23 protein-coding genes, 1 pseudogene and 1 riboswitch are annotated in these 24443 nt (G+C 75.5%); of the genes and pseudogenes, 12 read left to right on the top strand and 12 right to left on the bottom strand.

Annotation, left to right across the window (positions count from 1 at the left end; translation table 11 throughout):
• The first annotated feature begins 391 nt into the window (after positions 1 to 391).
• Together ACSLIC_RS23520 and ACSLIC_RS23515 are read left to right on the top strand one after the other, a co-directional pair.
• Positions 392 to 2218, top strand: coding sequence for an AMP-dependent synthetase/ligase (locus ACSLIC_RS23520; protein ID WP_436739690.1), 1827 nt, complete (start codon positions 392 to 394; stop codon positions 2216 to 2218).
• Between the two features lie 137 nt (positions 2219 to 2355).
• Complete coding sequence (locus ACSLIC_RS23515) at positions 2356 to 3189, top strand: aldo/keto reductase (RefSeq protein ID WP_436739689.1); 834 nt, start codon at positions 2356 to 2358, stop codon at positions 3187 to 3189.
• 70 nt (positions 3190 to 3259) lie between these two features.
• Here the strand turns inward: ACSLIC_RS23515 and ACSLIC_RS23510 are convergent, their stop codons facing one another.
• From ACSLIC_RS23510 to ACSLIC_RS23495, 4 genes are all read right to left on the bottom strand, one after another.
• Positions 3260 to 4144 (bottom strand): class I SAM-dependent methyltransferase, encoded by an 885-nt coding sequence (locus ACSLIC_RS23510; RefSeq protein WP_436739688.1) that lies wholly within the window; start codon positions 4142 to 4144, stop codon positions 3260 to 3262.
• Between the two features lie 105 nt (positions 4145 to 4249).
• Positions 4250 to 4960 carry a class I SAM-dependent methyltransferase gene (locus ACSLIC_RS23505; RefSeq protein WP_436739687.1) on the bottom strand — a complete coding sequence of 237 codons (711 nt, stop codon included), beginning with the start codon at positions 4958 to 4960 and terminating at the stop codon, positions 4250 to 4252.
• A gap of 1 nt (position 4961) precedes the next feature.
• The gene (locus ACSLIC_RS23500) at positions 4962 to 5267 is read right to left on the bottom strand and encodes a 4a-hydroxytetrahydrobiopterin dehydratase (protein ID WP_436739686.1); all 306 of its coding nucleotides are present in this window, start codon (positions 5265 to 5267) and stop codon (positions 4962 to 4964) included.
• Between the two features lie 161 nt (positions 5268 to 5428).
• Positions 5429 to 5734 carry a YciI family protein gene (locus ACSLIC_RS23495; RefSeq protein ID WP_436739685.1) on the bottom strand — a complete coding sequence of 102 codons (306 nt, stop codon included), beginning with the start codon at positions 5732 to 5734 and terminating at the stop codon, positions 5429 to 5431.
• Between the two features lie 284 nt (positions 5735 to 6018).
• On the opposite strand from ACSLIC_RS23495, the gene ACSLIC_RS23490 reads away from it, so the two are divergent.
• The gene (locus tag ACSLIC_RS23490; RefSeq protein ID WP_436739684.1) at positions 6019 to 6183 is read left to right on the top strand and encodes a respiratory nitrate reductase subunit gamma; all 165 of its coding nucleotides are present in this window, start codon (positions 6019 to 6021) and stop codon (positions 6181 to 6183) included.
• Between the two features lie 75 nt (positions 6184 to 6258).
• Here ACSLIC_RS23490 and ACSLIC_RS23485 read toward each other — a convergent pair whose 3' ends face one another.
• The 3 genes from ACSLIC_RS23485 to ACSLIC_RS23475 form a co-directional block, all read right to left on the bottom strand.
• A complete protein-coding gene (locus ACSLIC_RS23485) occupies positions 6259 to 6684 on the bottom strand; it encodes an OsmC family peroxiredoxin (protein WP_100453595.1) in 426 nt (141 codons plus the stop codon).
• Between the two features lie 108 nt (positions 6685 to 6792).
• Complete coding sequence (locus ACSLIC_RS23480; RefSeq protein ID WP_436740458.1) at positions 6793 to 8850, bottom strand: phage holin family protein; 2058 nt, start codon at positions 8848 to 8850, stop codon at positions 6793 to 6795.
• 151 nt (positions 8851 to 9001) lie between these two features.
• Entirely contained in the window at positions 9002 to 9427 is a 426-nt protein-coding gene (locus tag ACSLIC_RS23475) for a hypothetical protein (RefSeq protein WP_436739683.1), read from the bottom strand.
• Positions 9428 to 9583: 156 nt separating this feature from the next.
• Here ACSLIC_RS23475 and ACSLIC_RS23470 point away from each other — a divergent pair, with 156 nt between their 5' ends.
• Complete coding sequence (locus tag ACSLIC_RS23470; RefSeq protein WP_436739682.1) at positions 9584 to 10351, top strand: MBL fold metallo-hydrolase; 768 nt, start codon at positions 9584 to 9586, stop codon at positions 10349 to 10351.
• Entirely contained in the window at positions 10348 to 10998 is a 651-nt protein-coding gene (locus ACSLIC_RS23465; protein WP_436739681.1) for a DedA family protein, read from the top strand. The genes ACSLIC_RS23470 and ACSLIC_RS23465 overlap by 4 nt, the downstream gene beginning before the upstream one ends.
• A 33-nt stretch (positions 10999 to 11031) precedes the next feature.
• On the opposite strand, the gene ACSLIC_RS23460 is transcribed toward ACSLIC_RS23465, so the two are convergent.
• Together ACSLIC_RS23460 and ACSLIC_RS23455 are read right to left on the bottom strand one after the other, a co-directional pair.
• Positions 11032 to 12057: an MBL fold metallo-hydrolase gene (locus ACSLIC_RS23460; protein WP_436739680.1), complete on the bottom strand. Its 1026-nt coding sequence runs from the start codon at positions 12055 to 12057 to the stop codon at positions 11032 to 11034.
• Positions 12054 to 13304 (bottom strand): aminotransferase class I/II-fold pyridoxal phosphate-dependent enzyme, encoded by a 1251-nt coding sequence (locus ACSLIC_RS23455; protein ID WP_436739679.1) that lies wholly within the window; start codon positions 13302 to 13304, stop codon positions 12054 to 12056. The genes ACSLIC_RS23460 and ACSLIC_RS23455 overlap by 4 nt, the downstream gene beginning before the upstream one ends.
• Before the next feature lie 211 nt (positions 13305 to 13515).
• Here ACSLIC_RS23455 and ACSLIC_RS23450 point away from each other — a divergent pair, with 211 nt between their 5' ends.
• Entirely contained in the window at positions 13516 to 13866 is a 351-nt protein-coding gene (locus ACSLIC_RS23450) for a DUF2795 domain-containing protein (protein ID WP_436739678.1), read from the top strand.
• Between the two features lie 157 nt (positions 13867 to 14023).
• Positions 14024 to 14575, top strand: coding sequence for a type 1 glutamine amidotransferase domain-containing protein (locus tag ACSLIC_RS23445; protein WP_436739677.1), 552 nt, complete (start codon positions 14024 to 14026; stop codon positions 14573 to 14575).
• A 10-nt stretch (positions 14576 to 14585) separates the two neighbouring features.
• Here the strand turns inward: ACSLIC_RS23445 and ACSLIC_RS23440 are convergent, their stop codons facing one another.
• Positions 14586 to 15203, bottom strand: a complete 618-nt coding sequence (locus tag ACSLIC_RS23440) for a TIGR03086 family metal-binding protein (RefSeq protein ID WP_436739676.1) — start codon at positions 15201 to 15203, stop codon at positions 14586 to 14588.
• Between the two features lie 122 nt (positions 15204 to 15325).
• Between ACSLIC_RS23440 and ACSLIC_RS23435 the strand changes: the two genes are divergently transcribed.
• The 3 genes and pseudogenes from ACSLIC_RS23435 to ACSLIC_RS23425 all read left to right on the top strand — a co-directional run bounded on the left by ACSLIC_RS23435 (position 15326) and on the right by ACSLIC_RS23425 (position 18866).
• Positions 15326 to 16849, top strand: a complete 1524-nt coding sequence (locus ACSLIC_RS23435) for a bifunctional phosphatase PAP2/diacylglycerol kinase family protein (protein ID WP_436739675.1) — start codon at positions 15326 to 15328, stop codon at positions 16847 to 16849.
• Positions 16850 to 16877: 28 nt separating this feature from the next.
• Positions 16878 to 17330 (top strand): annotated as a pseudogene (locus tag ACSLIC_RS23430) (SAM-dependent methyltransferase); the annotation flags it as partial.
• A gap of 409 nt (positions 17331 to 17739) precedes the next feature.
• A riboswitch (cyclic di-AMP (ydaO/yuaA leader) is annotated at positions 17740 to 17920 on the top strand.
• Position 17921: 1 nt separating this feature from the next.
• Positions 17922 to 18866 (top strand): peptidoglycan DD-metalloendopeptidase family protein, encoded by a 945-nt coding sequence (locus ACSLIC_RS23425; RefSeq protein ID WP_436739674.1) that lies wholly within the window; start codon positions 17922 to 17924, stop codon positions 18864 to 18866.
• A gap of 454 nt (positions 18867 to 19320) precedes the next feature.
• Here the strand turns inward: ACSLIC_RS23425 and ACSLIC_RS23420 are convergent, their stop codons facing one another.
• Positions 19321 to 20478: an epoxide hydrolase family protein gene (locus tag ACSLIC_RS23420; protein ID WP_436739673.1), complete on the bottom strand. Its 1158-nt coding sequence runs from the start codon at positions 20476 to 20478 to the stop codon at positions 19321 to 19323.
• Between the two features lie 63 nt (positions 20479 to 20541).
• Between ACSLIC_RS23420 and ACSLIC_RS23415 the strand changes: the two genes are divergently transcribed.
• Together ACSLIC_RS23415 and ACSLIC_RS23410 are read left to right on the top strand one after the other, a co-directional pair.
• On the top strand, positions 20542 to 21495 hold the full coding sequence (locus ACSLIC_RS23415; RefSeq protein WP_436739672.1) for a helix-turn-helix transcriptional regulator: 954 nt from the start codon (positions 20542 to 20544) through the stop codon (positions 21493 to 21495).
• 550 nt (positions 21496 to 22045) lie between these two features.
• Positions 22046 to 22402 (top strand): VOC family protein, encoded by a 357-nt coding sequence (locus ACSLIC_RS23410; RefSeq protein ID WP_436739671.1) that lies wholly within the window; start codon positions 22046 to 22048, stop codon positions 22400 to 22402.
• 7 nt (positions 22403 to 22409) lie between these two features.
• On the opposite strand, the gene ACSLIC_RS23405 is transcribed toward ACSLIC_RS23410, so the two are convergent.
• Positions 22410 to 24428: a DUF5107 domain-containing protein gene (locus ACSLIC_RS23405; RefSeq protein WP_436739670.1), complete on the bottom strand. Its 2019-nt coding sequence runs from the start codon at positions 24426 to 24428 to the stop codon at positions 22410 to 22412.
• Between the last annotated feature and the right edge of the window lie 15 nt (positions 24429 to 24443).

The raw sequence follows: 24443 nt of genomic DNA, 5'->3' as shown, positions 1-24443 counted from the left end.
GTGGGGGAGCGCGGCGCCGGAGGGGCGCCCCCAGCATGCCCCGCCGGCCTGCGATCGGGAATCCCGTACACCGTTCTGACTGTCATCACGGCCGGCGACAGCCTGCGTGAGCCGGGCTGGGTCTCACGGGCCGGTGTGGGCGGTGAAGGCCCCTTCCCGAAGCCCGTCCCGGGTGACCGTTCTGCACAGATCCGGTGCAGAACGGCCCGACTCCACTCACCGGTGGGTCAGTATGCTGTCCCGCCCTCCCCGTTGTGGCCGCGTCTCCCCGGCTGACCAGTGCGTACGCCGTGGCGGCGGGCGTGTTCCGCCTCTCCCGCCCGGGACACGACTGGGGTAGCGTCACCGCGCTTCCAGGGCTTTCAGGCAGGCTTCCCCCCAGGAGCAGCGCGTGCGCGAGTCCACCTCTCCCCCGTCGGCGTCGGCCCCACCGGTGGGCGGTCTCGCCGATGTCGTCTTCGACCACGCCGACACCGACCCGGACCGGGTCGCCCTGGCCCGCAAGGACGCCGACGGCCGGTGGCGGGACGTGACCTCGGCGCGGTTCCGGGACGAGGTGCTGGCGCTGGCCAAGGGTCTGCTGGCGGACGGCGTACGGTTCGGCGACCGGGTCGCCGTCATGTGCCGTACCCGGTACGAGTGGACGCTCTTCGACTTCGCGCTGTGGACGGTCGGCGCGCAGGTGGTGCCGGTCTATCCGACCTCCTCGGCCGAGCAGGTCGCGTGGATGCTGCACGACGCGCAGGTGTCGGCGGCGATGGTCGAGCACGAGGACCACGCGATGACGATCGGTTCGGTGGTGGACCGGCTGCCCGGGCTGCGCCGGCTGTGGCAGCTGGACGCGGACGCGGTGACGGGCCTGGTCGAGGCGGGCGCGGAGATCACCGACGAGACGGTCCACCGGCACCGGCGGGCGGTCACCCCCGACACCACCGCGACCCTCGTCTACACCTCGGGCACCACCGGCCGGCCCAAGGGCTGCGTCATCACCCACGCCAACCTGATGTTCGAGACGGACACCGCGATCAGCCGCTGGGAGCCGGTCTTCCACTCCCGCCCCGGCGACCAGGCTTCGACGCTGCTGTTCCTGCCGCTGGCGCACGTCTTCGGGCGCATGGTGCAGGTGGCGGCGGTCCGGGGCCGGGTCAAGCTCGGGCACCAGCCGGAGCTGAACGCGGCGACGCTCCTGCCGGACCTGGCCGCCTTCCGGCCGACCTTCGTGCTGGCCGTCCCGTACGTCTTCGAGAAGGTCTTCCACTCGGCGCGGCGCAAGGCCGAGCGGGACGGGCGGCAGGGGCCGTTCGACAAGGCGGTGGACGTCGCCGTGCGGTACGCGGAGGCGTGGGAGGCGCGCGCCTCCGGCACCGGGCACGGTCCGGCGGCAGGGCTGCGGATGCAGCACCAGCTCTACGACAAGCTGGTCTACTCGCGGGTGCGGGAGGCCCTCGGCGGCCGGGTGCGGCACGCAATGTCGGGCGGCTCGGGCATGAACCGGCGGCTCGGCCTCTTCTTCGCCGGCGCCGGCATCACCGTCTACGAGGGGTACGGCCTGACCGAGTCGACCGCCGCCGCCACCGCCAACCCGCCGGAACGGCCCCGGTACGGCACCGTGGGCCTGCCGCTGCCGGGGACCACCGTGCGCATCGCGGACGACGGCGAGGTGTGGCTCCACGGCGAACACGTCTTCCACGGCTACCTCAACGCGCCGCAGGCCACCCGCGCCGTGCTGCGCGAGGGCTGGCTGGCGACCGGGGACATCGGCCGGCTCGACGAGGACGGCTATCTGACGATCACCGGCCGCAAGAAGGAGATCCTGGTGACCTCCGGCGGCAAGAGCGTCACCCCCGGGCCGCTGGAGGAGCGGGTCCGCGACCATCCGCTGGTCGCCCAGTGCGTCGTGGTCGGCAACGACCGGCCGTACGTCGCCGCGCTCATCACCCTGGACGCCGAGGGGGTGGCGCACTGGCTGGCGATGCGCGGCAAGCCGGAGCTGACCCCGGCCGAGCTGGTGCGCGACCCGGATCTGGAGACGGAGGTGCGGCGGGCCGTCATCACCGCCAACACCCTCGTCTCGCAGGCCGAGTCGATCCGCGCCTTCCGCATCCTGGGTCACCGGTTCACCGAGGAGCGCGGCCTGCTCACCCCGTCACTGAAGCTGAAGCGCAAGGCGATCGAGGAGTCCTACGCCGCCGAGCTGGAGGCGCTGTACCGCGCCTGACGCGGTGTCCGCGTGACGGGAGGCGGCCGGGCGGGGGAACTCGCGGGGGCGCGAGGGGGGCGGCCGGTGGGAATGCGAGCGGGCGGGTCATAGTCGACCATGGGAGTCCCCACCGACCACGTTAGGAACGATCGCTCGTGAGCAAGGTTCCCCCGATCATCCTGAACAACGGCGTCGAGATGCCCCAGCTGGGCTTCGGCGTCTGGCAGGTACCGGACGACGAGGCGTTCAGCGCTGTCGGCGCGGCCCTGGACGCGGGCTACCGCTCCATCGACACCGCCGCCGCCTACGGGAACGAAGAGGGCACCGGCAAGGCGATCGCCCGCTCCGGCATCCCCCGTGAGGAACTCTTCGTCACCACCAAGCTGTGGAACAGCGACCACGGCTACGACGCGGCGCTGCGCGCCTTCGACTCCTCGCTGGAGAAGCTGGGCCTGGACCACGTCGACCTGTACCTGATCCACTGGCCGATGCCGGCCAAGGACACCGCCGTCGACACCTTCAAGGCGTTCGAGAAGATCTACTCCGAGGGCCGGGCCCGCGCCATCGGCGTCTCGAACTTCCTCCCGGAGCACCTGGAGCGGCTGATCGACGCGACCTCGGTCATCCCCGCGGTCAACCAGATCGAGCTCCACCCCCACCTCCAGCAGCGGGCCGCCCGGGAGTACCACGACCAGCAGGGCATCACCACCGAGGCGTGGTCCCCGCTCGGCCAGGGCAAGGGCCTGCTGGAGGTGCCCGCGATCGTCGCCGTCGCGCGGAAGCACAACGTCTCCCCCGCCCAGGTGGTGCTGCGCTGGCACGTCCAGCTCGGCAACGTCGCCATCCCGAAGTCCGTCACCCCGTCGCGGATCGTGGAGAACATCGACATCTTCGGCTTCGAGCTGGACACCGAGGACATGGCCGCGATCAGGGCCCTCAACGAGGACCGCCGGCTGGGTCCGGACCCGGCCCGGTTCAACGAGGGCTGACCGCCCGTCCCGGCACGCGTGGGTGCCCCGCACCGCCGAGGTGCGGGGCACCCACGCGTACGGGCCCGTCTCACTCCGCGCGTTCGGCCAGGTGGACGGTCTGGGCGCTGAGCAGGAAGAGGTCGGGCCGGTGGTACAGCCCGGCGCGGTCCTCGGGGTCGAGGAGGCGGTCGGCGGTGGCGCGGTCGGCGGCGTCCAGTTCGACGTGTTCCAGCCTGCGCTGCCACTGGGCGATCAGGTGGGCGCGGGTCTCGTAGGTCGCCGGTGCGGGCAGGTCGAGCAGGAAGCTGCGCGTGGCGACGTGCCGCAGCCCGGCGGCCTCCAGCAGGGCCGGCCAGTCCTCGGTCTCCCTGACGCTCCCGGGCAGCGACTCCCGCATGCCGGCGAACCACTCCTCCTGGACGGCGTCCAGCCGGGACTCGAGCCCGGGCCTGCCGAAGCCCAGTTCGCGCGGGAGGGTGCGCGGCGGCAGGCCGCCCTCCAGCAGGACGAGGTGTCCGCCGGGGACCAGCGCCCGGCCGAAGGCGGCGAGCCCGGCGCGCTGGTCGCCCACGTGGTGCAGCGAGCGCCCGGCCCAGACGAGCGAGGCGGCGGGCAGCGCGTCGAGGCCGCCGGGGAGGTCGGCCCGGTGGGTGTGGAGCCTGCCCCGCAGACCGGTGCGGTGCGCCCGGTCGGCGGCGCGCTCCAGCAGCGCCTCCTCGGCGTCGACCGCGTACACCGCGCGGTCCGGGAAGACCTCCGCGAGGAGGGCGGAGACCACTCCGGGGCCGCTGCCCGCGTCGACGACCGGGCCGGGGACCCGGTCGCTCCGCTCGGCGGCCCAGTCGGCGATCTCCCGGTACAGCGGGAGGCTGACCTCCGCCTCCTGTTCCAGGACCGGCCCCATCACGGACCAGTCGAGTTCCCCGTGCCCGTGATGCCCGTGGCCGTGCCCGCCCTCGTGCCGCTCACTCATGTACGTCGCCTTCCGCTCGCTCGGTGCTGGCGTCCAGCCTGGTACGGGCGGGGCGAGCGGGCCAGTCGTGTTGCCGTTCCGGCAAGTGGAGGCGGGGCGTACGGGTCAGGCGGCGCGGAACGCCATCAGCCGGAAGACCGGCTCGGGGCGCGGAGTGTCCGGGTCGGGGAGGGCGGCGAGGCGCGCGGCGAGGGCACTGCCCCCCTCGCGGAACATGTCGCCCGCGCGGACCCGGCGGGCCAGTTCGGCGGGAGTGCGCCCCTGGCCGTGGCCCTGGAAGAGGGCCTCGCCGCAAGGGGTGAGGCCGTGCTGTTCGGCGAGGGCGGTGACGGTGGCGTGCGCGTCGGCGACCTGGCACAGCCGATAGGGGCCGACCAGGGTGTCGATGTCGCTGCCGACGTCGTGCGCGTCGGCCTTGTCGACGGTGGTGACGAAGACCCCGCCGGGGCGCAGCACGCGGGCCGCCTCGGCCACCACGGGGGCGGCGTCGGACAGCAGGTGGAGCAGCCAGACGGCGGAGACGGAGTCGAAGGCGGCGGGGGCGAAGGGCAGGCGGCGGCAGTCGGCGCGCAGCGCGGCGCCGGGCAGCCGTCCGGCCGCCACGGTGAGCATGCCGGGGGCCAGGTCGATGCCGACCACGCGGCGGCCGGGCTGGGCGATGCGCTCACTGACCAGGCCGGTGCCGCAGGCGAGGTCGAGGTGGTCGCGGGCGGTGGCGGGCAGCAGGGCGTGGACCGCCTCGGCCGCGGCCCTGGCGCGGGGGACGCCGCCGCGGGTGGCGTCGTAGACGGCGGCTTCGCGTGTGTAGTCCAGCACGTCAGTGCGCTCCGTGGGCCGGTGCCAGTTGCTCGATCCGGGCCGCGAGGTCCAGGTCGAGCGCGGTGATCGCGCCGTCGGCGCTGTGGGTCCGTACGGCGAGCCGCACGGTGTCGTACCCGAGGGCCAGGTCGGAGTGGTGGTTCAGCTCGTCCTGGACCTGGGCGATGTGGGTGGTGAGCGCGGCGGCGGCGAAGTGGGAGCCCAGCCGGTAGGTCCGGGTGATCCCGTCGTCCTCCAGGGCCCAGCCGGGGAGTTGGGCGAGCCGGTCCTCGATCTGCTGGTGCGGCAGAGGGTCGGCGGTCATGACCTGCCTCCTTCGGTACGACTGCCGGTGCGACTGCGGTCGGGGTCACCCTGCCACACCGGCGGCGCTCCCCGGCTGATGCGCGCCTGGGGTTCGCCCGGGTGCGCGGGGGATCGCGCCCTGGCGCCCGCCGGGCGGCGGCGCGCCGAGGGCGGGACGGCTCAGCTGGGCTCGAAGGACTGGGCGAGGGGGCCGAGCACCGGCAGCCACTCGGCCACGTCGGTGCGGGCGACCAGGCCCTCGACGCGGAACGGGTCCTTCTCGGTGAGGGCGCGCGCCTCGTCCTTCGAACCGGCGCGGAACAGGAGCAGGGCACCGGCCTGCTCGTCGGCGCCGAACGGGCCGGAGACGAGGTTGACGCCCTGCTCGGAGAGGGTGCCGAGGTAGGCGCGGTGGGCCGGGCGGTGGGTGTCGCGGGCGGCGGCGGAGTCGTCGGCGTAGGTGTAGGTGACGGCGTAGATCGGCACGGTGGTCCTTCTCGGTGCGGTGCGGACAGGCGGTGCGCCGGGCCGCCGGGGCCCGGCCCTCGGATCGTACGGGGGCACGCGGCGCCCGCCGGGCGGGGGCCCGGTGACGTGCGCCGGGCCCGTACCCCGGTCCCCCACCCCGTCGAGGGGTGTCCGTGCCCCGTTGGTCCACCGCCGCCGCACCCGGGCCCCGGACTTCCGGGCCACCACCGCGAACGACAAGGTGACGTGCCTGGTCCTGGGCAGGTGGGCCGAGCTCGGGGTGCGAGTACCGCGACACCGTCGTGCCCTGGGCCCGCAGCCTCTTCCGGCTCAGCCCGGACGTGGGGCTGATGAGCGGGGTGCCCGTGCTCCACCGGACCCGCGCGGTGGTCGGCATGGTCCTGATCGCCCTGGTGCCGTACACCCGCCTGACCCACAGGTTCGCTGCGGCGGTACCGCGCGCCTGACGAGCGGCAGGTGGCGCGGCGGGGGTGGTGCCCGTGTGCGGGAGGGGGCGTCCCTCCCGCACACCGGGGCGCTGCTCAGGCCAGCTTGGCGCTGTGGGTGATCGTGGTGCCCGCCAGGGCCTGGCTGACCGGGCAGTTGGCCTTGGCGTCGGCGGCGGCCGCCTCGAAGTCCTCGGCGGAGATGCCGGGGACCTCGCCCTCGACCTTCAGGTGGATGCCGGTGATGCCGGTACCGGGCTGGAAGGTGACGTCGGCGGAGGTGGTGAGGCGGGTCGGCGGGGTGCCCGCCTTGGCCAGGCCGTTGGAGAGGGCCATGGAGAAGCAACTGGAGTGGGCGGCGGCGATGAGCTCCTCGGGGGAGGTCTTCCCGTTGGCCTCCTCGGCGCGGGACGGCCAGGAGACCTGCTGGTCGCCGATGCCGGAGGAGTCGAACGAGACGGTCCCGCTGCCCTTGAGCAGGTCGCCTTCCCAGACGGTGTGGGCCGAACGCGTGGTGGCCATCGGTGAGTTCCCTTCATCACGGCGGACCGGCGGGATGCCGGCCCCGGGCCCATCCGATCACAACGGGACCGGGCAAGGGGCGCGTACACCCGCGCGTCGCCGCTGCCGTCAGGCGGCGGTGCCCGGTGGCGGCTCGGCCGGGGCACCACCGGGGCGGTGGCCGTGCCCGGGGTCCGGACGGGGGCCGGGCGACGTCGCCTCCAGCCAGCTCCGCAGGACGGCGTGGACCTGTTCGGCGCCGGTCAGGACGGTGCCGTCGGCCGGGGACGGGTCGGCCAGGGCGAGCGGGGAGAGCAGGAAGGGGTGGCTCTGGGCACCGCCGAGGCCGCCGTGGGAGCCGATCTGTTCCTCGAAGGCGTGGACCTCACCGGTCTCCGGGAAGCAGGCTGAGTTGATCATGATGTCGGCGGTGTGCGGGAAGCCGTCGGTACGCCGGACCGCCTCGGCGGCCCCGGGGCCGAAGGGCTCCAGCGGACCGCCGGGCCGGCCGGCCTCGGCCAGCGGGACGTCCTGGCCGCCGCCGAGGACGACCGCGCCGTGCTCCTCGCTGCGCACCAGCAGGAAACCGACACCGGGGTGGGCGGCGAGGGTGGTGAGCAGCGCCGGGTGGCGGCGGTCGATCTCCTCGCGGCTCATCCGGTGCGGCACGTCGGGGAAGGAGACGAGGCCGAGGTTGCCGGAGGCGAGCACGAGGGGTTCGGAGCGGCGCGGCCGGGCCTCGTCCTCGCGGCCCTCCTCGACGGGGCGGTGGAGCGCGGCCCGCACGGCGGCGCGGGCCTCGGCGCCGCTGGGGGTGCGGCGGGCGCGGCGGGGTACGGGCAGACCGCAGCCGGCGCGGACGAGGTCGGCGAGGGTCAGGCCGTACCGGGAGCGGAAGGTCTCGCCGGGGCTCTGGCCGTGGTCGGAGAGGAGGACCAGGCGGTAGGGGCGCGGGGCGTGTTCGGCGACCTTCTCGACCAGGGCCAGGGAGCGGTCGAGGCGGGCGAGGACCTGGTCGGCGTCGCGGCCGGTGGGGCCGGAGTGGTGGGCGACCTCGTCGTAGGCCACCAGGTCGGCGTAGACGGCGGTACGGCCGGCCAGCATGTCGCCGATGACGGCGGCGACGACCACGTCCCGCTCGACGACGGTGGCGAAGGCCCGCACGAAGGGGTAGAGCCCGCCCCGGCCCACGCGCGGGGTGTCCCCGCGCAGCCGGGAGCGGGTCGACTGGGCCATTTCGCGCAGGACGTCGGCGGCGAAGGACATCGCGGTGCGCACGGCGTTGGCGGGGTCGGAGAAGTAGGCGAAGTACCCGGCGCGGGAGCGCTGCCCGCGCTCGCGGCGGGCGGAGACCGACAGGACCAGGGCCACCTGGCCGGCGCCGCCGCTGAAGAGGTTGCCGCGGCTGGCGCCGTCGTCGGTGAGGAGCCCGCCGTCGCCGGTCCGGCGCACCGCGCGCCGCTGGAGCTCGGCGGCGGAGGCGGGCCGGTTGCTGACCATGACCTGGCGCCGGTCCTTCTCGTACCAGCGGAAGGCGGGGATGTCGTACGTGGTGCCGTGCAGGATGCCGAGCTGGCTGGCGCCGGTCTGGCTGGACCAGTCGGTGCGCCAGGGGGTGAGGCGGTGGGTGGCGGGGGCGGTGCCGTGGCCGAGCCAGCGGGCGACCGTGGGCAGCAGACCGCGTGCGACGGCGGAGACGAGGACGTCGTGGCCGACGCCGTCGAGCTGGAGGAAGACGGTGCCGGGGGTGGCGGGCACCGGGAGGGCGCGGCGGCGGCGCCGGTCGGAGAGGCGGTAGAGGCGCCGCCGGTAGGCGTTGTCGTCGCGGACGGCGAGGGCGGTGCCGGTGCCGGAGGCGACCGCCGACATGACGGCGGCGACCAGGACCGCCGTCTCGGGGGCCGCGGCGCCCCGCCCGTCGGGGATGAGCCAGAGGGCGAGGGTCAGCAGCGAGCCGTTGAGGGCGAAGGCGAGCAGGCCCAGGACGAGGGCGGGGACCAGCAGCAGAGCACGGACGACCAGTGGCCAGACCAGTGCGGAGAGCACACCGAACACCCCGGCCCCGACGGCGGCGGTGATGCCGATCCGGGTGGGGCTGTCGCCGTCGGCGGACTGGAGGCGGAAGTCGGGCAGGAGGCCGGCGAGCACCAGCATGGTGACGGTGGAGACGGCCCAGACCGCTCCCATCCGCCACAGCGCCCCCGCGAACCCCCGCCACGGCCTCTCCGCCACGCCTGCCCTCACCTCGTCACCCCGGTGGGTCCCGCCCGTCGGGCCCGGTCCAGCGTTTCACACCGCCTTCGGCCGGTCCGTTCCGGTATGCGCCGGCCTGGTGCCGTCAGCAGCCGTCGTACCCGGCGGTGGGCATGGAGAGGCGGCGGTGGACGCGGGCCTTGGAGCGGGGCCCGTACTGGGGTTCGGCGAGGTCGGCGGTGACGACGCGGGCGCCGCGCCGCTCGCAGAGGGCGGTGAACTCCTCGGCGCAGCTGACGGCCTGGCCGAGGACGCGCAGGCTGGGGGTGAGGAAGAGGTCGACCCGCCCGGCGTCGAAGTCGGCCCAGAGTTCGGGGTGGTCGGGGGCGAGCCCGTGCAGCAGCAGCTCGCGGGTGATGACGTGGTCGTGGGCGGCGGCCCAGCGGGCGCACATGTCCTGCTGGCTGCGGGTGTCGACCAGGAAGGGGTCCCGGTCCAGGTGTTCCAGCGGGGTGAGGCTGGCGATGGCAGCCGCCCGCGGGTGCGGCGGCTGCTCCACGGCGTCCTCCATGGCGTCCTCCCTGACGTCCCCCGCCGGGCTGCGGCCCGGCCGGGCTGGCGTCCGCCGACCCTATCCCGGCCCTTAGGCTCGTGGAGAGCGGTCTTCCGGCCGTCCGCCGTCCGGGTGGCGCGGGACGGCGGGCCGCAGGAAGGGAGTGCGCGGACGGTGGAGATCACCTGGTGGGGTCATGCCACCTGCACGGTGGAGGACTCGGGGGTGCGGCTGCTGACCGACCCGGTCTTCGCGCGGCGGCTGGCCCATCTGCGGCGGCGGCGGGGCGCGCTCCCGCCGGCCCGGGCGGCGGTCGCCGACGCGGTCCTCGTCTCGCACCTGCACGCCGACCACCTCCATCTGCCGTCGCTGGCCCGGCTGGCGGCGGGCACGAGACTGCTGGTACCCAGGGGCGCGGTCCGGGCCGTGCCGGGGCTGCGGCGGCTGGCGCGGCTGGACCTGGTGGAGGTCGGGCCGGGGGACGCCGAGAAGGTCGGTGCCGTGACGGTCCGGGCGGTCCCCGCACTGCACGACGGGCGGCGGCTGCCGGTCGGACCGCGCCGCTCGCCGGCGCTGGGCTTCGTGGTCAGCGGGGAGGCGCGGACGTACTTCGCCGGGGACACCGGGCTCTTCGACACGATGGCCGAGGAGGCCGGACCGGTGGACGTGGCGCTGCTGCCGGTGGGCGGCTGGGGTCCGGGGCTGGGCCACCACCACCTGGACGCGGCCCGGGCCGCCGAGGCGCTGCGCCGGCTCGCCCCGGCCGCCGCCGTGCCGGTGCACTACGGGACGTACTGGCCGGTAGGGATGGACGCGGTGCGGCCGCACGAGTTCCACTCCCCCGGTGCCGAGTTCGTCCGCAAGGCGGCGGTGGCCGCGCCGGGGGTGCGGGTGCACCTGCTGGGCCACGGGGAGAGCGTGCGGCCCGGGACCGGCCGGTGAACGCCTCGCCGCTGCCGGTGCTGGTGGTGCTCGGCGCCGCCGAGGTGCCCGACGCCGCCACGCAGCAGGCCCTCGGCTATCCCTCGCTCTTCCTGCTGATCCTCCTGGGCGCGCTGGTGCCGGTGGTGCCGACGGGGGCCATCGTCAGCGGGGCCGCCGCGGTCGCCTTCCAGCAGGCGGCGCCGCTGACGCTGCTGGTGCTCTTCCTCGTCTCGGCGCTGGCGGCCTTCCTCGGCGACCTGGTCCTGTACCGGCTGGGGCAGCGGGGGGTGCGCTCGCGCGGCGGTTCGCGGTGGCTGGACGCGCTGCGCCAGCGGGCGGCGCCGGACCGGCTGGAGCAGGCCCGCGCCAGGCTGGAGGACCACGGCGTGACGGTGCTGATCCTCTCCCGACTGATCCCGGCGGGGCGCGTCCCGGTGATGCTGGCCTGCCTGCTGGCACGGATGCCGCTGGCCCGGTTCGCCCGCGCGGACGGCCCGGCGTGCCTGGCGTGGACGGCGACGTACCAGCTCATCGGCATCGTCGGCGGGTCGCTCTTCGCCGAGCCGTGGGAGGGCGTGGCGGCGGCGGTGGTGCTGACGGTGCTGATCAGCGCGGCCCCCGGGCTGTGGCGGCGGCTGCGGGGGACGGCGTCGTCCGCCCGCTGAGGCGACGGGGCGTACGGGAGGGGGCCTCGGCTGTCACAGGGTGCGGGAGCCGCCGACCGGCAGGTCCCACAGGTCCTCGCGGGGGCGGCCGGTGCGGGCCCAGGCGGCCCGGACCCTGGTGAGGGGTTCGAGGACGGGTTCGGCGGAGAGCAGGAAGGTCGCCCAGTGCATGGGGGCCATCCGGCGGGCGCCGAGGTCGGCGCAGGCGGTGACCGCCTCCTCCGGGTCGCAGTGGACGTCCCGCAGCCACCAGCGGGGGGCGTAGGCGCCGATCGGCATGAGGGTGAGGTCGATACCGGGGTGGCGGCGGCCGATCTCGGTGAACCAGTGGCCGTAGCCGGTGTCGCCGGCGAAGTGCACCTTCCGGCCCTGGGGGTCGGTGAGCACCCAGCCGCCCCACAGGGTGCGGCAGGAGTCGAGCAGGCCCCGCCGCGACCAGTGGTGGGCGGGGACGAAGTCGAAGGCCACACCGCCGATCTCGCACCCCTGCCACCAGTCCAGCTCGTGGACGCGGGTGAAGCGGCGGCGCCGGAACCAGCGCGCGAGCCCGGCCGGGACCAGGACCGGTGTGGTGCGCGGCAGGCGGCGCAGGGTCGGGGCGTCCAGGTGGTCGTAGTGGTTGTGGCTGATGACGACGGCGTCGACCGGCGGCAGGGAGGCCCAGGGGACGCCGACGGGGGTGACGCGCGGCGGGGTGCCGAGGATGCGGTACGACCAGACGGGGTCGGTGAGCACGGTCAGCCCGCCGATCCGCAGCACCCAGCTGGCGTGCCCGGCCCAGGTCAGGGCCAGGGTGCCGGGCCCCGCCGGGGGCAGCGGCGCCGGTGCGCAGGGCAGCAGCGGTACGTCGCGCCGGGCCTCGGCGCCGGGGCGCAGGGCGCCTGCCTCGCGGGCCAGCCGGGTCACGGCGCGGACCCCCGGGAGCGGCGCCGTGAGGCGGTCGCGGTAGGAGCGGCGGCGGGGGCGGCGCCCGGGGGCGGCGGGCTCGGGCGGGATGGGCACGGCGGGGGCCGGGGCGAGGGCCGCGGGCGCCGGGACGGGGTCGCGCTGCTCGGTCATCGGGGGGCCTCCTCTGCTCCGGCGGGGGATGCGGCGAGGGCGCCGAAGACCTCGGCCACCCGGTCCAGGGCCCGCCGCACGGGGGCCGCCTGGAGGGGGTCCGGTGCACCGGTGAGCAGGTCGGCGCGGACCCGTTCGTCGGCACCGAGGAGCGGGCCGGTGGAGAGCCGGACGCGGAGCTCGGCGAGGTCGTCGCCGAAGCGGTGGCCGCCGGGGGCGGGCATGCCGAGGCGGGCGGTGAGGTCGTTCTCCAGTTCCAGGGCATCGGTGACCCCGCGGGCCGCGAGGGCGGAGGCGAACGGTGCCAGGTCGGCGTAGAGGTGGCGGCCGGCCTGGGGCGGGCGGACGAGGGCGCCGGCGGCGTGCAGCACGGAGTGCAGGGCGCCGGCGAGGCGGCCGTGCAGGGCCACGGCATGGGCCAGGCGGGTGGTCAGTTCGCGGGGTTCGCCGAGCGCGTACGTGGCGGCGGCGGCGACGGGGGTGGAAAGGGCGGCGTCGACGGCGGTGAGGATGTCGAGGCAGCGGGCCCGCAACCGGGCGCCGGCGCCGGTGTCGGGGAAGCGGGCGACGGCGGCGGGCCAGCCCGGCGGGAGCCAGCCGCCGGAGAGGTCGCAGAGGACGGTGACGCCGTCGGGGAGCATCTCGGCCGGCCCGACGACGGTGGTGTCCTCGGGCCGGTAGACGGTGTCCCGCCAGGTCTCGTCGCTGACCACGTGCAGCCCCTCCTCGGCGGCGGCCTCGACGGCGCGGCTCAGCACCTCGGGCACCGCCACCGTGCCGGTCGGGTCGTCGGCGACGGCGAGGACCAGCAGCCGCGGGTCACCGCCCTCGTCCCGGACCCGGCGGACCGTCTCCAGCAGGGCGTACGGGTCGGGGACGCCGCCGCAGGCGGCCGGCGAGGGCACCGAGTAGGTCGGGCGGCCCAGCAGCCGGGCCTGCGGTGCCCACCAGGCCGGGCAGGGCCGCGGCAGCAGCACGTCGCCGCCGACGGCGGCGGTCAGGGCCAGGAGCAGGGCGGGCGCGCCGGGGGCGGCGGCGAGCAGGGCGGGGTCGGCGGCGAGGCCGCGCCGGGCCCAGTAACCCCGGGCGGCGGCCAGGAGGGCGGGGCCGCCGCCGGGGGGCTCGGCGTGCGGGCGGCCGGCGGCGCCGGCGAGGACGACGGCGAGTTCGGGCACGACCGGCAGGCCCGGCTCCGGTACGGGTGGCCCGTACCGGAGGGGGCCATGGCCCTCCAGGGCACTCTCCATCCGCCGTACCTCCGCTCGAACGCATTACCCCTCTCGCACTGTGCCGCGCCCCGGGCCCGCCCACCACCGGGGGCCTCCGATCCGGGGAACGGCGCGGCCGGGCCGGGACGGTTCGGCCCGGGTGCCCCGGGTACGCGTGGGGCCACGGCCGCCCGGGCCCGGCGCCCGCGACGGCCGTACCGCAGAACGGACCCGTACAGAAGGGCACAGCATGCAACGAGGCAGTGACCGGATGAGCGTCCACCGCGACGAGGGGATGAAGCACGAGCTGCGCGATTACCTGAGGTCGGGCCATCCGACCCGGTCCGAGGAGTGGCACGACGCGGAGCCCGGCGACCCGCTGGGGGCGCACCCGGACATCGCGGAGGTCCGCCACGAGCTGGGGCGGCGGCTGGGCCGCACGCCCTTCCCGGCGCGCGCGCCGGAGCTGGCCAGGGTGCTGGACGCCGGGCACTGTCCGGACGAGGTGGTGGCGCTGCTGGCGCCGCTGCCCGCCGAGACCACGTACCGCAACGTGCAGCAGCTGGCGACGGCCGTGGTGGAGGCCCGGGCCGACGCCTGAGGGAGGGGACGCGGACCGTCCCCCGGGCCCTTTTGCTCCTGGGGGCGGTCCGCGCGACCCTGGAAGGACACCCGGATGGCGGCGGGCAGGCCACCCCGGACCGCCGGACGGGCGGGCCGGAGAGACCGGGACGAGGATTCGAAGGGCGGGAACGCCGATGCGTGTCGCATTCCTGGTGGCCCCCGAGGGCGTGGAAGAGAGCGAACTGACCGGGCCGTGGCAGGCCGTGACCGAGGCGGGTGGAGAGGCCGTGCTGGTGTCGACCTGGCCGGGCGAGGTGCTCTCCTACCGCCATCTGGAGAAGGGGGACCGCTTCGTCGTCGACCAGGTGGTGGGCGAGGTGTCGGCGGGCATGTTCGACGCCCTGGTCCTGCCGGGCGGCGTGGCCAACCCCGACCACCTGCGCACCGACGCGGACGCCGTCGGCCTGGTGAAGGACTTCGTCGACCAGGGTCGGCCGATCGCCGCGATCTGCCACGCCCCGTGGATGCTGATCGAGGCCGGAACGGTACGGGGCCGGACCCTGACCTCGTACCCGAGCCTGGCGACGGACATCCGCAACGCCGGGGGCACCTGGGTGGACGAGGCGGTCCGGGTCGACTCCGGCGGACCGACGACCTTGATCACCAGCCGCACCCCGCGCGACCTGCCGGCCTTCAACGAGGCCCTGGTGGGCGTCTTCACGACGGCGGCGGCCGCGTCTCGCTGAATCTCTGCGGCTACGCCTCCCGGCCCAGCCGGGCCAGGAGGCGGGTCTGGGGGTCGGCGCCCGAGGGCGGGGTGAGGGGCGGGGCGAAGACGCCGCTGCCGGAGAGGTCGCCCGCGTAGGGGGCGGTCTCGCGGTCGGCGAAGGAGACCAGTTCGGGCGGGAGGTGCTCGGTGGCGCCGATGCCGCGGGCCAGGTCCCAGGCGTGGATGATCAGGTCGGTGGTCATCTGGCCGCAGTAGTGGTCCGCGCGGCTCGGCCCGTAGGAGAGCCGCACGGTCCGGTCGAGCGCGCCGGGGGCGGCGAACGCCTCGCGGGCGCCGCGCGCGGCGGCCTCCCAGGCGCCGACCGGGTCCTCGCCGAGCAGGTCGCCGTCGAGGGCGTCGCCGACCGACTCCATGGTCTCCCCGGCCAGCAGCGGGGGCGCCCAGAGCTGTTCGGAGACCAGATGGGCGACGAGGTCGCGGACGTTCCAGTCGGTGCAGGGGGTGGGGTGGTCCCACTGGTCGTCGAGGATGTCGTGGACCCTCCGGTCGAAGAGGTCCAGGGCGGCCTCGTGCCGCGCGAGGAGTTCGGAGTGACCGGGGGTACTCGTCTCGGGGTCTGCGCCCGACGGGCCGGAGGAGGACATGGGGTCCATCCTCACCCCGTTGGGGCGCGTTCGCCGGGGGCGGGCGTCCGTTCCGGTGACGGACACGGCCCGGCTCGCGCGCCGGTGCGGGTGATCGGCGCGCACGGGGGTACCCGTGCCGCATGCGTCCTGACCCTGTGAACCCCCTGCCCACCCGGTGGCGCCCCCCGGGTGCCCGCCGTGCGCGCGCCTGGCCCCCGGCTTCGTCGGCCGACCGGCTGGTCGCGCTGGACCGCACCGTCTTCGAGGCGGTCGCGGCGCGCCGCTGGCCCGGTGCCGACCGGGTGCTGCCGAAGCTGAGCCGGAGCGCCGACCACGGCCTGCTCTGGGGCGCGGTCGCGGCGGGGCTCGCGGTGACCGGTTCGCCGCGCGCCCGCCGGGCGGCGGTGCGGGGGCTGGCCTCGCTCGCCCTGGCCTCGGCCACCATCAACACCCTCGGCAAGCGGACGGTGCGGCGGCGGCGCCCGGGGCTGGAGTCGGTGCCGCTGATACGGCAGCTGAAGCGGCAGCCGATCACCTCCTCCTTCCCGTCGGGCCACGCGGCGTCGGCGGCGGCCTTCGCGACGGGGGTGGCGATGGAGTCCCGGGGCCTGGGCGCGGCGGTGGCCCCGCTGGCGGCGGCGGTCGCCGCCTCCCGCGTCCACACCGGTGCGCACTACCCCGGTGACGTGCTGGCCGGGGCGGCACTGGGCGCGGGTGCCGCCTTCGCCGTACGCGGCCTGGCGCCGACCCGGGACCAGCTCCCCTCCCCCGGGCGCCCGCTGGTGGACGTACCGGCGCTGCCCCGGGGCCACGGCCTGGTCATGGTGGTGAACCAGGGCGCCGGCACCCCCGACAAGGCGCGGGTGCTGCGGGAGCTGCTGCCGGAGGCCGAGGTGGTGGAGTGCGAGGGCGAGGGGCTGGTGGCGGAGCTGGAGAAGGCGGCGGAAGGTGCGCTGGCCCTCGGCATCTGCGGCGGCGACGGTTCGGTCAACGCGGCGGCCGGGGTGGCTCTGCGGCACGGGCTGCCGCTGGCGGTGCTGCCGGGCGGCACCCTCAACCACTTCGCGTACGACCTCGGGATGGAGGACCCGAAGGAGCTGTGCCGGGCGGTGGAGGCGGGCGACGCGGTCGCGGTGGACGTGGGCCGCTTCCGTTCCGGCGAGCGGACCGGGCACTTCCTCAACACCTTCAGTCTGGGGGTCTACCCGGAGCTGGTCCGGGAGCGGGAGCGCTGGTCGGGCCGGGTCGGCGGGCGGCTCGCGGACGTGGTGGCGGCGGTGCGGGTGCGGCGCCGGGACCATCCGCTGGAGGCGGTGGTCCAGGGTGAGCGGCGCCCGCTGTGGCTGCTGTTCGCGGGCAACTGCACCTACCGCCGGATGGGGCTGACGGGCGGGCGACGGGTGGATCTGGCCGACGGCCTGCTGGACGTCCGCGCGGTGCACGGCGGGCGCGGGCCGGGGTTCCGGCTCGTGGCCGCGGCGCTGGCGGGCCCGCTGTCCCGCTCGCCGTTCCACGCGGCGGTGCGGGTGCAGCGGCTGCGGATCGGCGGGATCAGCCCGGGAACGCCGCTCGCCTTCGACGGCGAGGTGAGCGACGCGGGTCCGAGCCTGGAGCTGGACAAGCTCCACGAGGGACTGCGGGTGTACCGGCCGCTGTCGCTCTGATCCGGCGACCCCGCGCACGGGAGGCGCCCACGCCCACCGGCTGCCGCAGCACCCCGGCGATCCGGTGGGCGCCCCGCGCGAGATGCGCCGGGTGTGCGCCGGGCGCCTGGTCGCCGTGCGCAACGCGGACTGCGCGGCGACGACCTGGCACCCGGCGCGCCCCGGACTCGACGCGTGGCTGGAGCCGTACCGGTCCGTGGCGCGGGCGAGCGGGTCGCGGGCCGGCGGCTGCGGGCGTGGGCGCGTGAGGCCGGGTTCAACGGCCTCACGGCGGCCGCCTCCGCCTGGTGCTACGCCGACGAGGCGGAGCGGGCCTGGTGGGGCGGACCGGGCGACGGCCTCCGGGTACGCGACGCGGGCGGTCGGCCTCGGGGAGGCGGACCAGGCCGGACTGGAGCGGATCGCGGCGGCCTGGCGTCGGTGGGCGGCGGCCCCCGACAGCTGGTCCGCGGTGCTCCACGGGGAGCTGCTCTGCCGCGCCCGAGCGGAGCGGGCCGCGAGTCCACACCCGGCCGGGGTGACACAGCGTCACCCTCGTGCGGGGCGGGCGCCGCGCCCCATCCGGCCTACCCACCCTGCCGACCGACACCCCTCCTTACGGACATATAGGGCATCCACCCCCATATGCGCCAATTGCCGCCACGCCGGGCGCCGTTGAGCCCGCCTCGTGAGCAGCGTCATAGCGGTCACGGTCCGTGGCAGCCACCACCGGCCGGGGCGCAGCACCCGCCACGCCCGGAAAGATCACGAATCTACGGAGGGTGACCACCTCCGGAACAAAGGATCAAGAAAGCGACTTCCAGGGCGCCGACGCTGCTTGTTCCCGGGAGCCCGGCTCGTCTACGGTCACCGTCATTCCGGATGGACCGCCTAATCCTGCCGCCGTCCGGTATCCCACATCGACCCTTCCACGGCAGGAGCGGGGGACCCAGGTAAGCCGCCGGAACCGGAGCAGCGCACCGCGCACGCCACCGGCCCCCCGGCTAGGGGTGAAGCCGCGCCACACGGCGCGGCCGGGCAGCTCCAGCCCGAACCCGACAGCTCACCTCGCAGGCGCCGGAGAGGAACCTTCATGCCCGCCAAGGGGAAGCACCGCCGTACCAGGACCATGCGCATAGCCCGCACGCTGGCCGTCGCCGGCTCGGGCAGCGCCGCCCTGGCCCTGCCGCTGATGGGCGCCGCCCACGCACAGGCCGCCGAGAAGTCGGCGCCGGAGTCCGTCGCCGTCCAGCAGGCCGTCGCCGCAGCTCAGCAGCAGGCGCCGAAGAACGCCTCCGCCGACACCAAGACCTACGAGGTCGTCGTCGGCGACTACCTGGCCAAGATCGCCGCCGCACAGCACGTCGACGGTGGCTGGGAGCAGCTCTACCAGGACAACCGCAAGGTCGTCGGCTCGAACCCGGACCTCATCCTCCCGGGCATGAAGCTCTCGGTGGACGGCACCGTCGCCGAGGCCCCGAAGTCCGCCCCGGCCAAGCCGCAGAGCGCGCCGAAGCAGGCCGCGCCCAAGGCCGACACCAGCGCCTCCACCGCGAAGAAGACCGAGACGGCGCCGCAGCCGGCCGCCCCGGCGAAGCCGCAGGCCGAGCAGGCCGAGCAGCCCGCCGCCTCCACCGGCTGGGTCCGCCCGGTCGACTCCTCCCCGTCCACCGCCTACCGCGCCTCCGGCGGCAGCTGGTCCTCCGGTTACCACACCGGTGTCGACTTCTCCGCCTCCTCGGGCACCTCCGTCAAGGCCGTCGGCGCGGGCACCGTCGTCTCCGCCGGCTGGAGCGGCTCGTACGGCAACGAGGTCGTCATCAAGCACGCCGACGGCAAGTACTCCCAGTACGCCCACATGTCGTCGCTCTCGGTCTCGTCCGGCCAGACCGTCTCGGCCGGCCAGCAGATCGGCCTCTCCGGATCGACCGGCAACTCCACCGGACCGCACCTCCACTTCGAGGTCCGCACCGGCCCGGGCTACGGCTCGGACATCGACCCGCTGGCCTACCTGCGCGGTCACGGCGTCTCCGTCTGACACCTCCCGGCACCGCCGGGTCCTCTCCTCACCGCCGGCCGGGGGCCGGACCGGGGCACACCGCCCCGGCCCGGCCCCCGGCCGCGCGCGTGCCGCCGGTCGCTACCGCCCGGCCGTCCCGAGGATCAACGACCGGAGCGGGCCGGCCCGTCGGCAGCGCGTGGCCCGCGCCGGGCACGATCTCCACCTCGGCACGGCCCACCAGCGCGCCGACGCGTGCGGCCACCTCCCGCGTGTCGCGCGGGGCGCCGCGCTCCCCGAGCAGGAAGGGCGCGGGGACCGTCAGGCGGCCAGTTCCTCGCAACTGCCTGAACTGGCCCGTCCGCAACGCGGTGAAGGTCTCCCGCCCGTACCGGTCCAGCCCTCGACCGCAAGGGGAGCGCTCCGCTCCCGGCCTTCTGCACCACGCTTCAGGCGAGGGCGGCAGATCTCCGGCTCCTCGGGCGGTGGCGGTTCAGCGGACCGTCCGGAAGAACGCCCGGATGTCATCGAGGAGCAGGTCGGGGGCCTCCATCGCGGGGAAGTGGCCGCCGCGGTCGAACTCCGACCAGTGCGTCACGTTGTGCTCTCGTTCGGCGATACGACGCACTCCGGGGTCCCCGGGGAAGACAGCGACGCCGTGGGGCACCGGGGACGCGGAGACGGCCGAGCCCCAGGACTTCGCGCTCTCCTTGTACAGCCGGGCCGAGGAGGCGGCGGTGCCGGTCAGCCAGTAGATGCTCACGTCGGTGAGCAACTGGTCCCGGTCGACAGCTTCCTCGGGAAGCTCGCGGGCGGGGTCGGTCCACTCCTTGAACTTCTCCGCGATCCACGCCAGCTGTGCGGCCGGCGAGTCGGTCAGGCCGAACGCGACGGTCTGCGGACGGGTGGCCTGGATGATCGCATAGCCGCTGCCGTCCTGGTCCTGGTACTGCCCGAGCCGCTCCAGCTCTACCGGCGACAATCCGTCGGACTCCGCCGGGTCGCCGGTCGGAAAGCCCAGTCCGCCGTTGACGTGCACCCCGGCGACGTTCCCGGGGGCGACACGGCCGAGTTCGGGCGAGATCACGGCACCGCTGTCGCCGCCCTGGGCGCCATAACGTTCGTAGCCCAGGCGCCGCATCAGCTCCGCCCAGGCTCGCGCGACCCGGTGCAGATCCCAGCCCGGCTGGGTGGTCGGCCCGGAGAACCCGAACCCCGGGATGGACGGAGCGACGACGTGGAACGCGTCGGCGGGATCGCCGCCATGGGCCCGCGGGTCGGTGAGCGGGCCCATGATCTTCATGAACTCGGCGATCGAGCCCGGCCAGCCGTGCGTGATGATCAACGGCAGTGCGTCGGGCTCGGGGGACCTCACGTGCAGGAAGTGGACGTGCTGCCCGTCGATCTCGGTGGTGAACTGGTCGAACCGGTTGAGCGCGGCCTCCTGCGCGCGCCAGTCGAAGCCGGAGCGCCAGTACTCGGCGAGTTCCCTCGCGTAGGTGACCGGGACGCCGTAGGACCAGCCGACGCCGGAGAGTTCGTCGGGCCAGCGGGTGCGCGCCAACCGCTCGCACAGGTCATCCAGATCGGCCTGCGGGATGTCGATGCGGAAGGGGCGGATGGAGGGGTCGGTGCTCGCCAGGCTGTTCATGGGAAGAACGCTACGGGCGGGTCAGGACAGATACGGTCCTAGGTGCGAGGGAGACTGCCCGTCATGCGGGAAACCTCGGCGCGCCTTCTGACACTGCTGTCCCTCCTCCAGAGCCACCGCGACTGGTCCGGCACGGAACTCGCCGAACGGCTCGGCGTGACACCACGTACGGTGCGCCGGGACGTTGACCGGCTGCGCACACTGGGCTACCCCGTGCACTCCAGTGCCGGGACAGCCGGCTACCGGCTCGGCGCCGGGACGCGACTACCGCCGCTGCTGCTCGACGACGAGGAAGCGGTGGCGGTCGCCGTGGGCCTGCGTACGGCCGCGGGCGGAACCGTTGCCGGGATCGCCGAGTCCTCCGTACGCGCACTGGCCAAGCTCGAAGGCGTCCTGCCGTCCCGTCTCCGGCACCGTGTGCACGCGCTCCAGTCGGTGACGGTGCCACTGGCGCAGGCCGGGCCGACGGTCGCGCCGGACACCCTGACGGCGATCGCGGCGGCCTGCCGGGACCACGAGACCCTGCGCTTCCACTACCGCGCCCATGACGCCACCGGAACCCGCCGCGAGGCCGAGCCGCACCGCCTGGTGTTCTCCGGGCACCGCTGGTACCTCCTCGCCTACGACACCGCGCGCGCCGACTGGCGCACCTTCCGCGTCGACCGTCTGACCCTGCGTACCCCCAACGGCCCCCGCTTCACGCCCCGTCAGGCCCCCGCTCCCGACCTCGCCGACTACGCCTCCCGCGCCTTGTCCACCGCCCCCTACCGCCACCAGGCACGCGTCACCGTCCACGCCCCGGCAGCCCGGGTACAAGAGCGCATGCCCGCCGCCGCGGCGACCATCGAGCCACGCGACGCGCAGTCCTGCACGGTGACGGCCGGCGCGCACTCCCTGGACGAACTGGCCCTGTGGCTGGGCCTGCTGGCCACGCCGTTCACCGTGCACGAGCCACCCGAACTGGTGGTACACCTACGGGAGATCGCGGCCCGACTCACAGCGGCGACACGCACCTGACGCCGCCCGCGCCGACCGCCTCGTCCCCGCCGACCCCGGACCGCGACATCGCGGCCCCCTGCCTTCGACCTCGTCGTCGCACCGACGATCACCCCCACGTCCGCGCCTTCGCGGGAAATCACCTGCGGGCGTCCCGGGGCGTCCGTCTCTCTGGGCGGCACCGGCTTCGGCCCCACCGTCCTCAAGGCAGGATGCTCTTCACCGTCCTGGCCACGTGCGCCGAGTGCGCGGCCGGACTCCTGCCGCTGCCCATCCGTCAGGGCATGGCGGCTGCCGGGACCATGGGGAGACCGAAGAGCACCAGCCGAAGCCGGACGCCCCCGACATCCCCACTCGGCCCAGGTCCACGACGCGGGTGGACAGACCATCGCCGGACTCGGCGAACTCTTGTACAGCGTCCCTGAGTCGGTACTCCGAGAGGGACCTGACGGTACGGGCGTGGCGTGCCATCATGAGGGCGTCGCGAGGGCTTGGGATCTTCCTCCGCCCGGCGCCGCGCGGCGAGGCCAACCGCGAGCGCGCGGGCCGGAGCGTCAGGAATGGGTGAAGCGTGGAAATCCTGGGGACCACACTGCGGATCTGCGTCGAGGATCTGGAGGCGGCGGTGCCGTTCTACGAGCGGCTGGCGGGCAGCCGGGCGATGCGGCACCAGCAGGGCGGGGTCTCCGTCGCCGCCGTCGGCTGCTTCCTGCTGATGAGCGGGCCCAAGGCCGACCTGGACGTGCTGCGGAAGGTCGCCGCGACCATCGCCGTGGCCGACGTGGAGCAGACCGGCCAGGTCCTCGCCGCCTCCGGCGCGGCGGTGATCGCGGGCCCGGTGGCGACCCCGGCCGGGCGCACCCTGGTCGCGATGCACCCGGACGGTTCGGTCTTCGAGTACGCGGACCGGCTCGGCGCCGCCGCCTGATGGGCGCTCAGTCGCCGGCGGCCCGCTCCTGCCCGGCGGGCCGCATCCGGAAGTCGTAGGCGGCGGGCAGGGGTTCACCGCTGAGACGGGCCCAGGTCTCGCTCAGCACCTCGTCGCCCTCACGCAGGTCTGCCACCTCGAACCCGCCGGTGAACACGGCGAGCGCGGCCTCGCGCTCCCCCTCGGCCAGCAGCAACTGTGCCTCCAGGAGCCGGAAGCGGCCCCGGGCGCGGGTCGCGGGGTGCAGCCGCCCGTACGCCTCGCGGGCCGTCCCCGGCCGGTCCGCCGCGAGCAGCGCCGGGACGGCCTCCCGGACCAGCGCCGCGATCAGCGGGGAAGGTTCGTCGGCAGGGTCCTCACCGGCTGGGGTGCCGCGCCGGGCCAGGGCGTCGGCCAGCGCCCCGGCATACCGTTCGGCGGCACGTACGGGGTGATGCGCCTCGGTGTCGGCGACGGCGAGGGCGCGCAGCACGGGCCAGTGCGCGGCGCCTTCGGCCCCGGGGCCGGTCAGGGCCCGCTCCCAGCTGCGGACGGCCTGGGCGCGGTCGCCCGCGTGCCACTGGGCGACGCCGAGGTGGTACTCGGTGAGCGGGCCGGGCGGGGCCGTCTCCAGCAGGTCCCGCCAGGCCGGGGAGACCAGGGTCGGACCGGGGTCCTGGTCGGCGCCCGGAGCCTTGGCGGGCAGGGCCCCGGTGTCCAGCAGGGCGGCCCACGGGCGCTGCTCGGGGCCGGGCGCGTCGTCGAAGGGGGTGCCGGGCAGGTCGAGCGCGGCCCGGCGGACCTCCAGCGCGCCCCAGGCGGAGCCGGTGGCGAGACGCTCGCCGGGCGGTGCGTCGGCGACGGCCCGCCACGCCTCGCGGGCGGCGGCCAGTTCCCTGCGGGGCAGTGCACGGTCCAGCGCGGCGCCCGCCTCGGTGGTCGCGACGGCCCAGTCCGGGCCATGAGCGGCGCCGGGGTCGACGTGGAGCGGCCCGTACGCCTCCAGCCAGGCGGTCTCGGCGCCGGCCGGCAGCGGGACGTGTTCGAGCTGGGTGCGGGCGAGCCCGGCCTGGATCTCCGAGTAGCCGCCGGTGCCGGGCTCGGTCAGCCACTCCTGCCAGCGGCGTCCGCCGGGGCCCGAGCCCCAGACGAAGAGCTTGCGGCCGGGCAGTTCGCCGGTGGAGGTCTGGACGAGGCCGTGTCCGTCGCCGTCCAGCGCGGCGATCCAGGGGCGGGCGGCCGGGTCGCGGGGTTCGTGGAAGTAGTCGGCCGGGTGGTGGGAGTGGGCCGGGTGGCTGCGGTCGGCGCCCTCGTGGTGCGGGAACGGGACGCGGCGCAGGCGCTGTTCGTAGCCGAAGTGCCAGGCGGTGTCGGCCGGGGTGAGGACGCGGTGCTCCTCGGGGACGGCGGTGTTGGACCACCAGTAGAGCGGGGCCGTGGTGAGGTGCGGGTTGCGGACGCGGACCCCCACGAGGAGGAAGTCGCAGTCCTCGGGGAGCCAGAGGTCCACCTGGAAGGGCAGGTCCCGCAGCCGCTCCCACTCCCACAGGCGGAGCATCTCGCCGCCGTCGGGGGCGGGGACGCGGGCGGCGTGCAGCGGGGCGCAGGAGAGGGTGGTGTGGCCGGTGGCGCCGATGTTCCACTCGATGCCGCCGGAGTACCAGGCGCCGTTGAGCGCGAAGTCGGCGGGCTGGAACACCGGGTTGCGGTAGAGGAGTTCGCGACCGGTCGGCTTGTGGAGCAGGGAGTGGACGCGCCCGCCGAGACCGGGCAGGACGGTGGCGCGCAGCCGGCTGTTCTCCAGGACGAGGGCGGGCAGGCTGGTCGGGACGCGGCGGCGCTCGTAGCCGTCCAGGACCCGGGTGGGGAGCAGTGAGGTCAGCGGGGCGTGGCCGAGTTGGCGTGCCATCTCCGGCCCGAGCCCGGAGACGGTCGCGGGGTCGACGGTGTGCGTCTCGTCGAGCGGGCGCAGCGGGGCCAGTGGGTTGACCGCCCCCAGAGGCGCGGCGGGCAGGGTCAGCAGGTCGTGCCGGATCGTGGTCGCCAAGGCGTAACTCCCCTC

It is taken from the genome of Streptomyces sp. BBFR102 (genome assembly GCF_051397025.1).
Lineage (GTDB): Bacteria > Actinomycetota > Actinomycetes > Streptomycetales > Streptomycetaceae > Streptomyces.
Note: the sequence above shows the minus strand (reverse complement) of the source record. Positions and strands in the feature narration are given on the sequence as shown.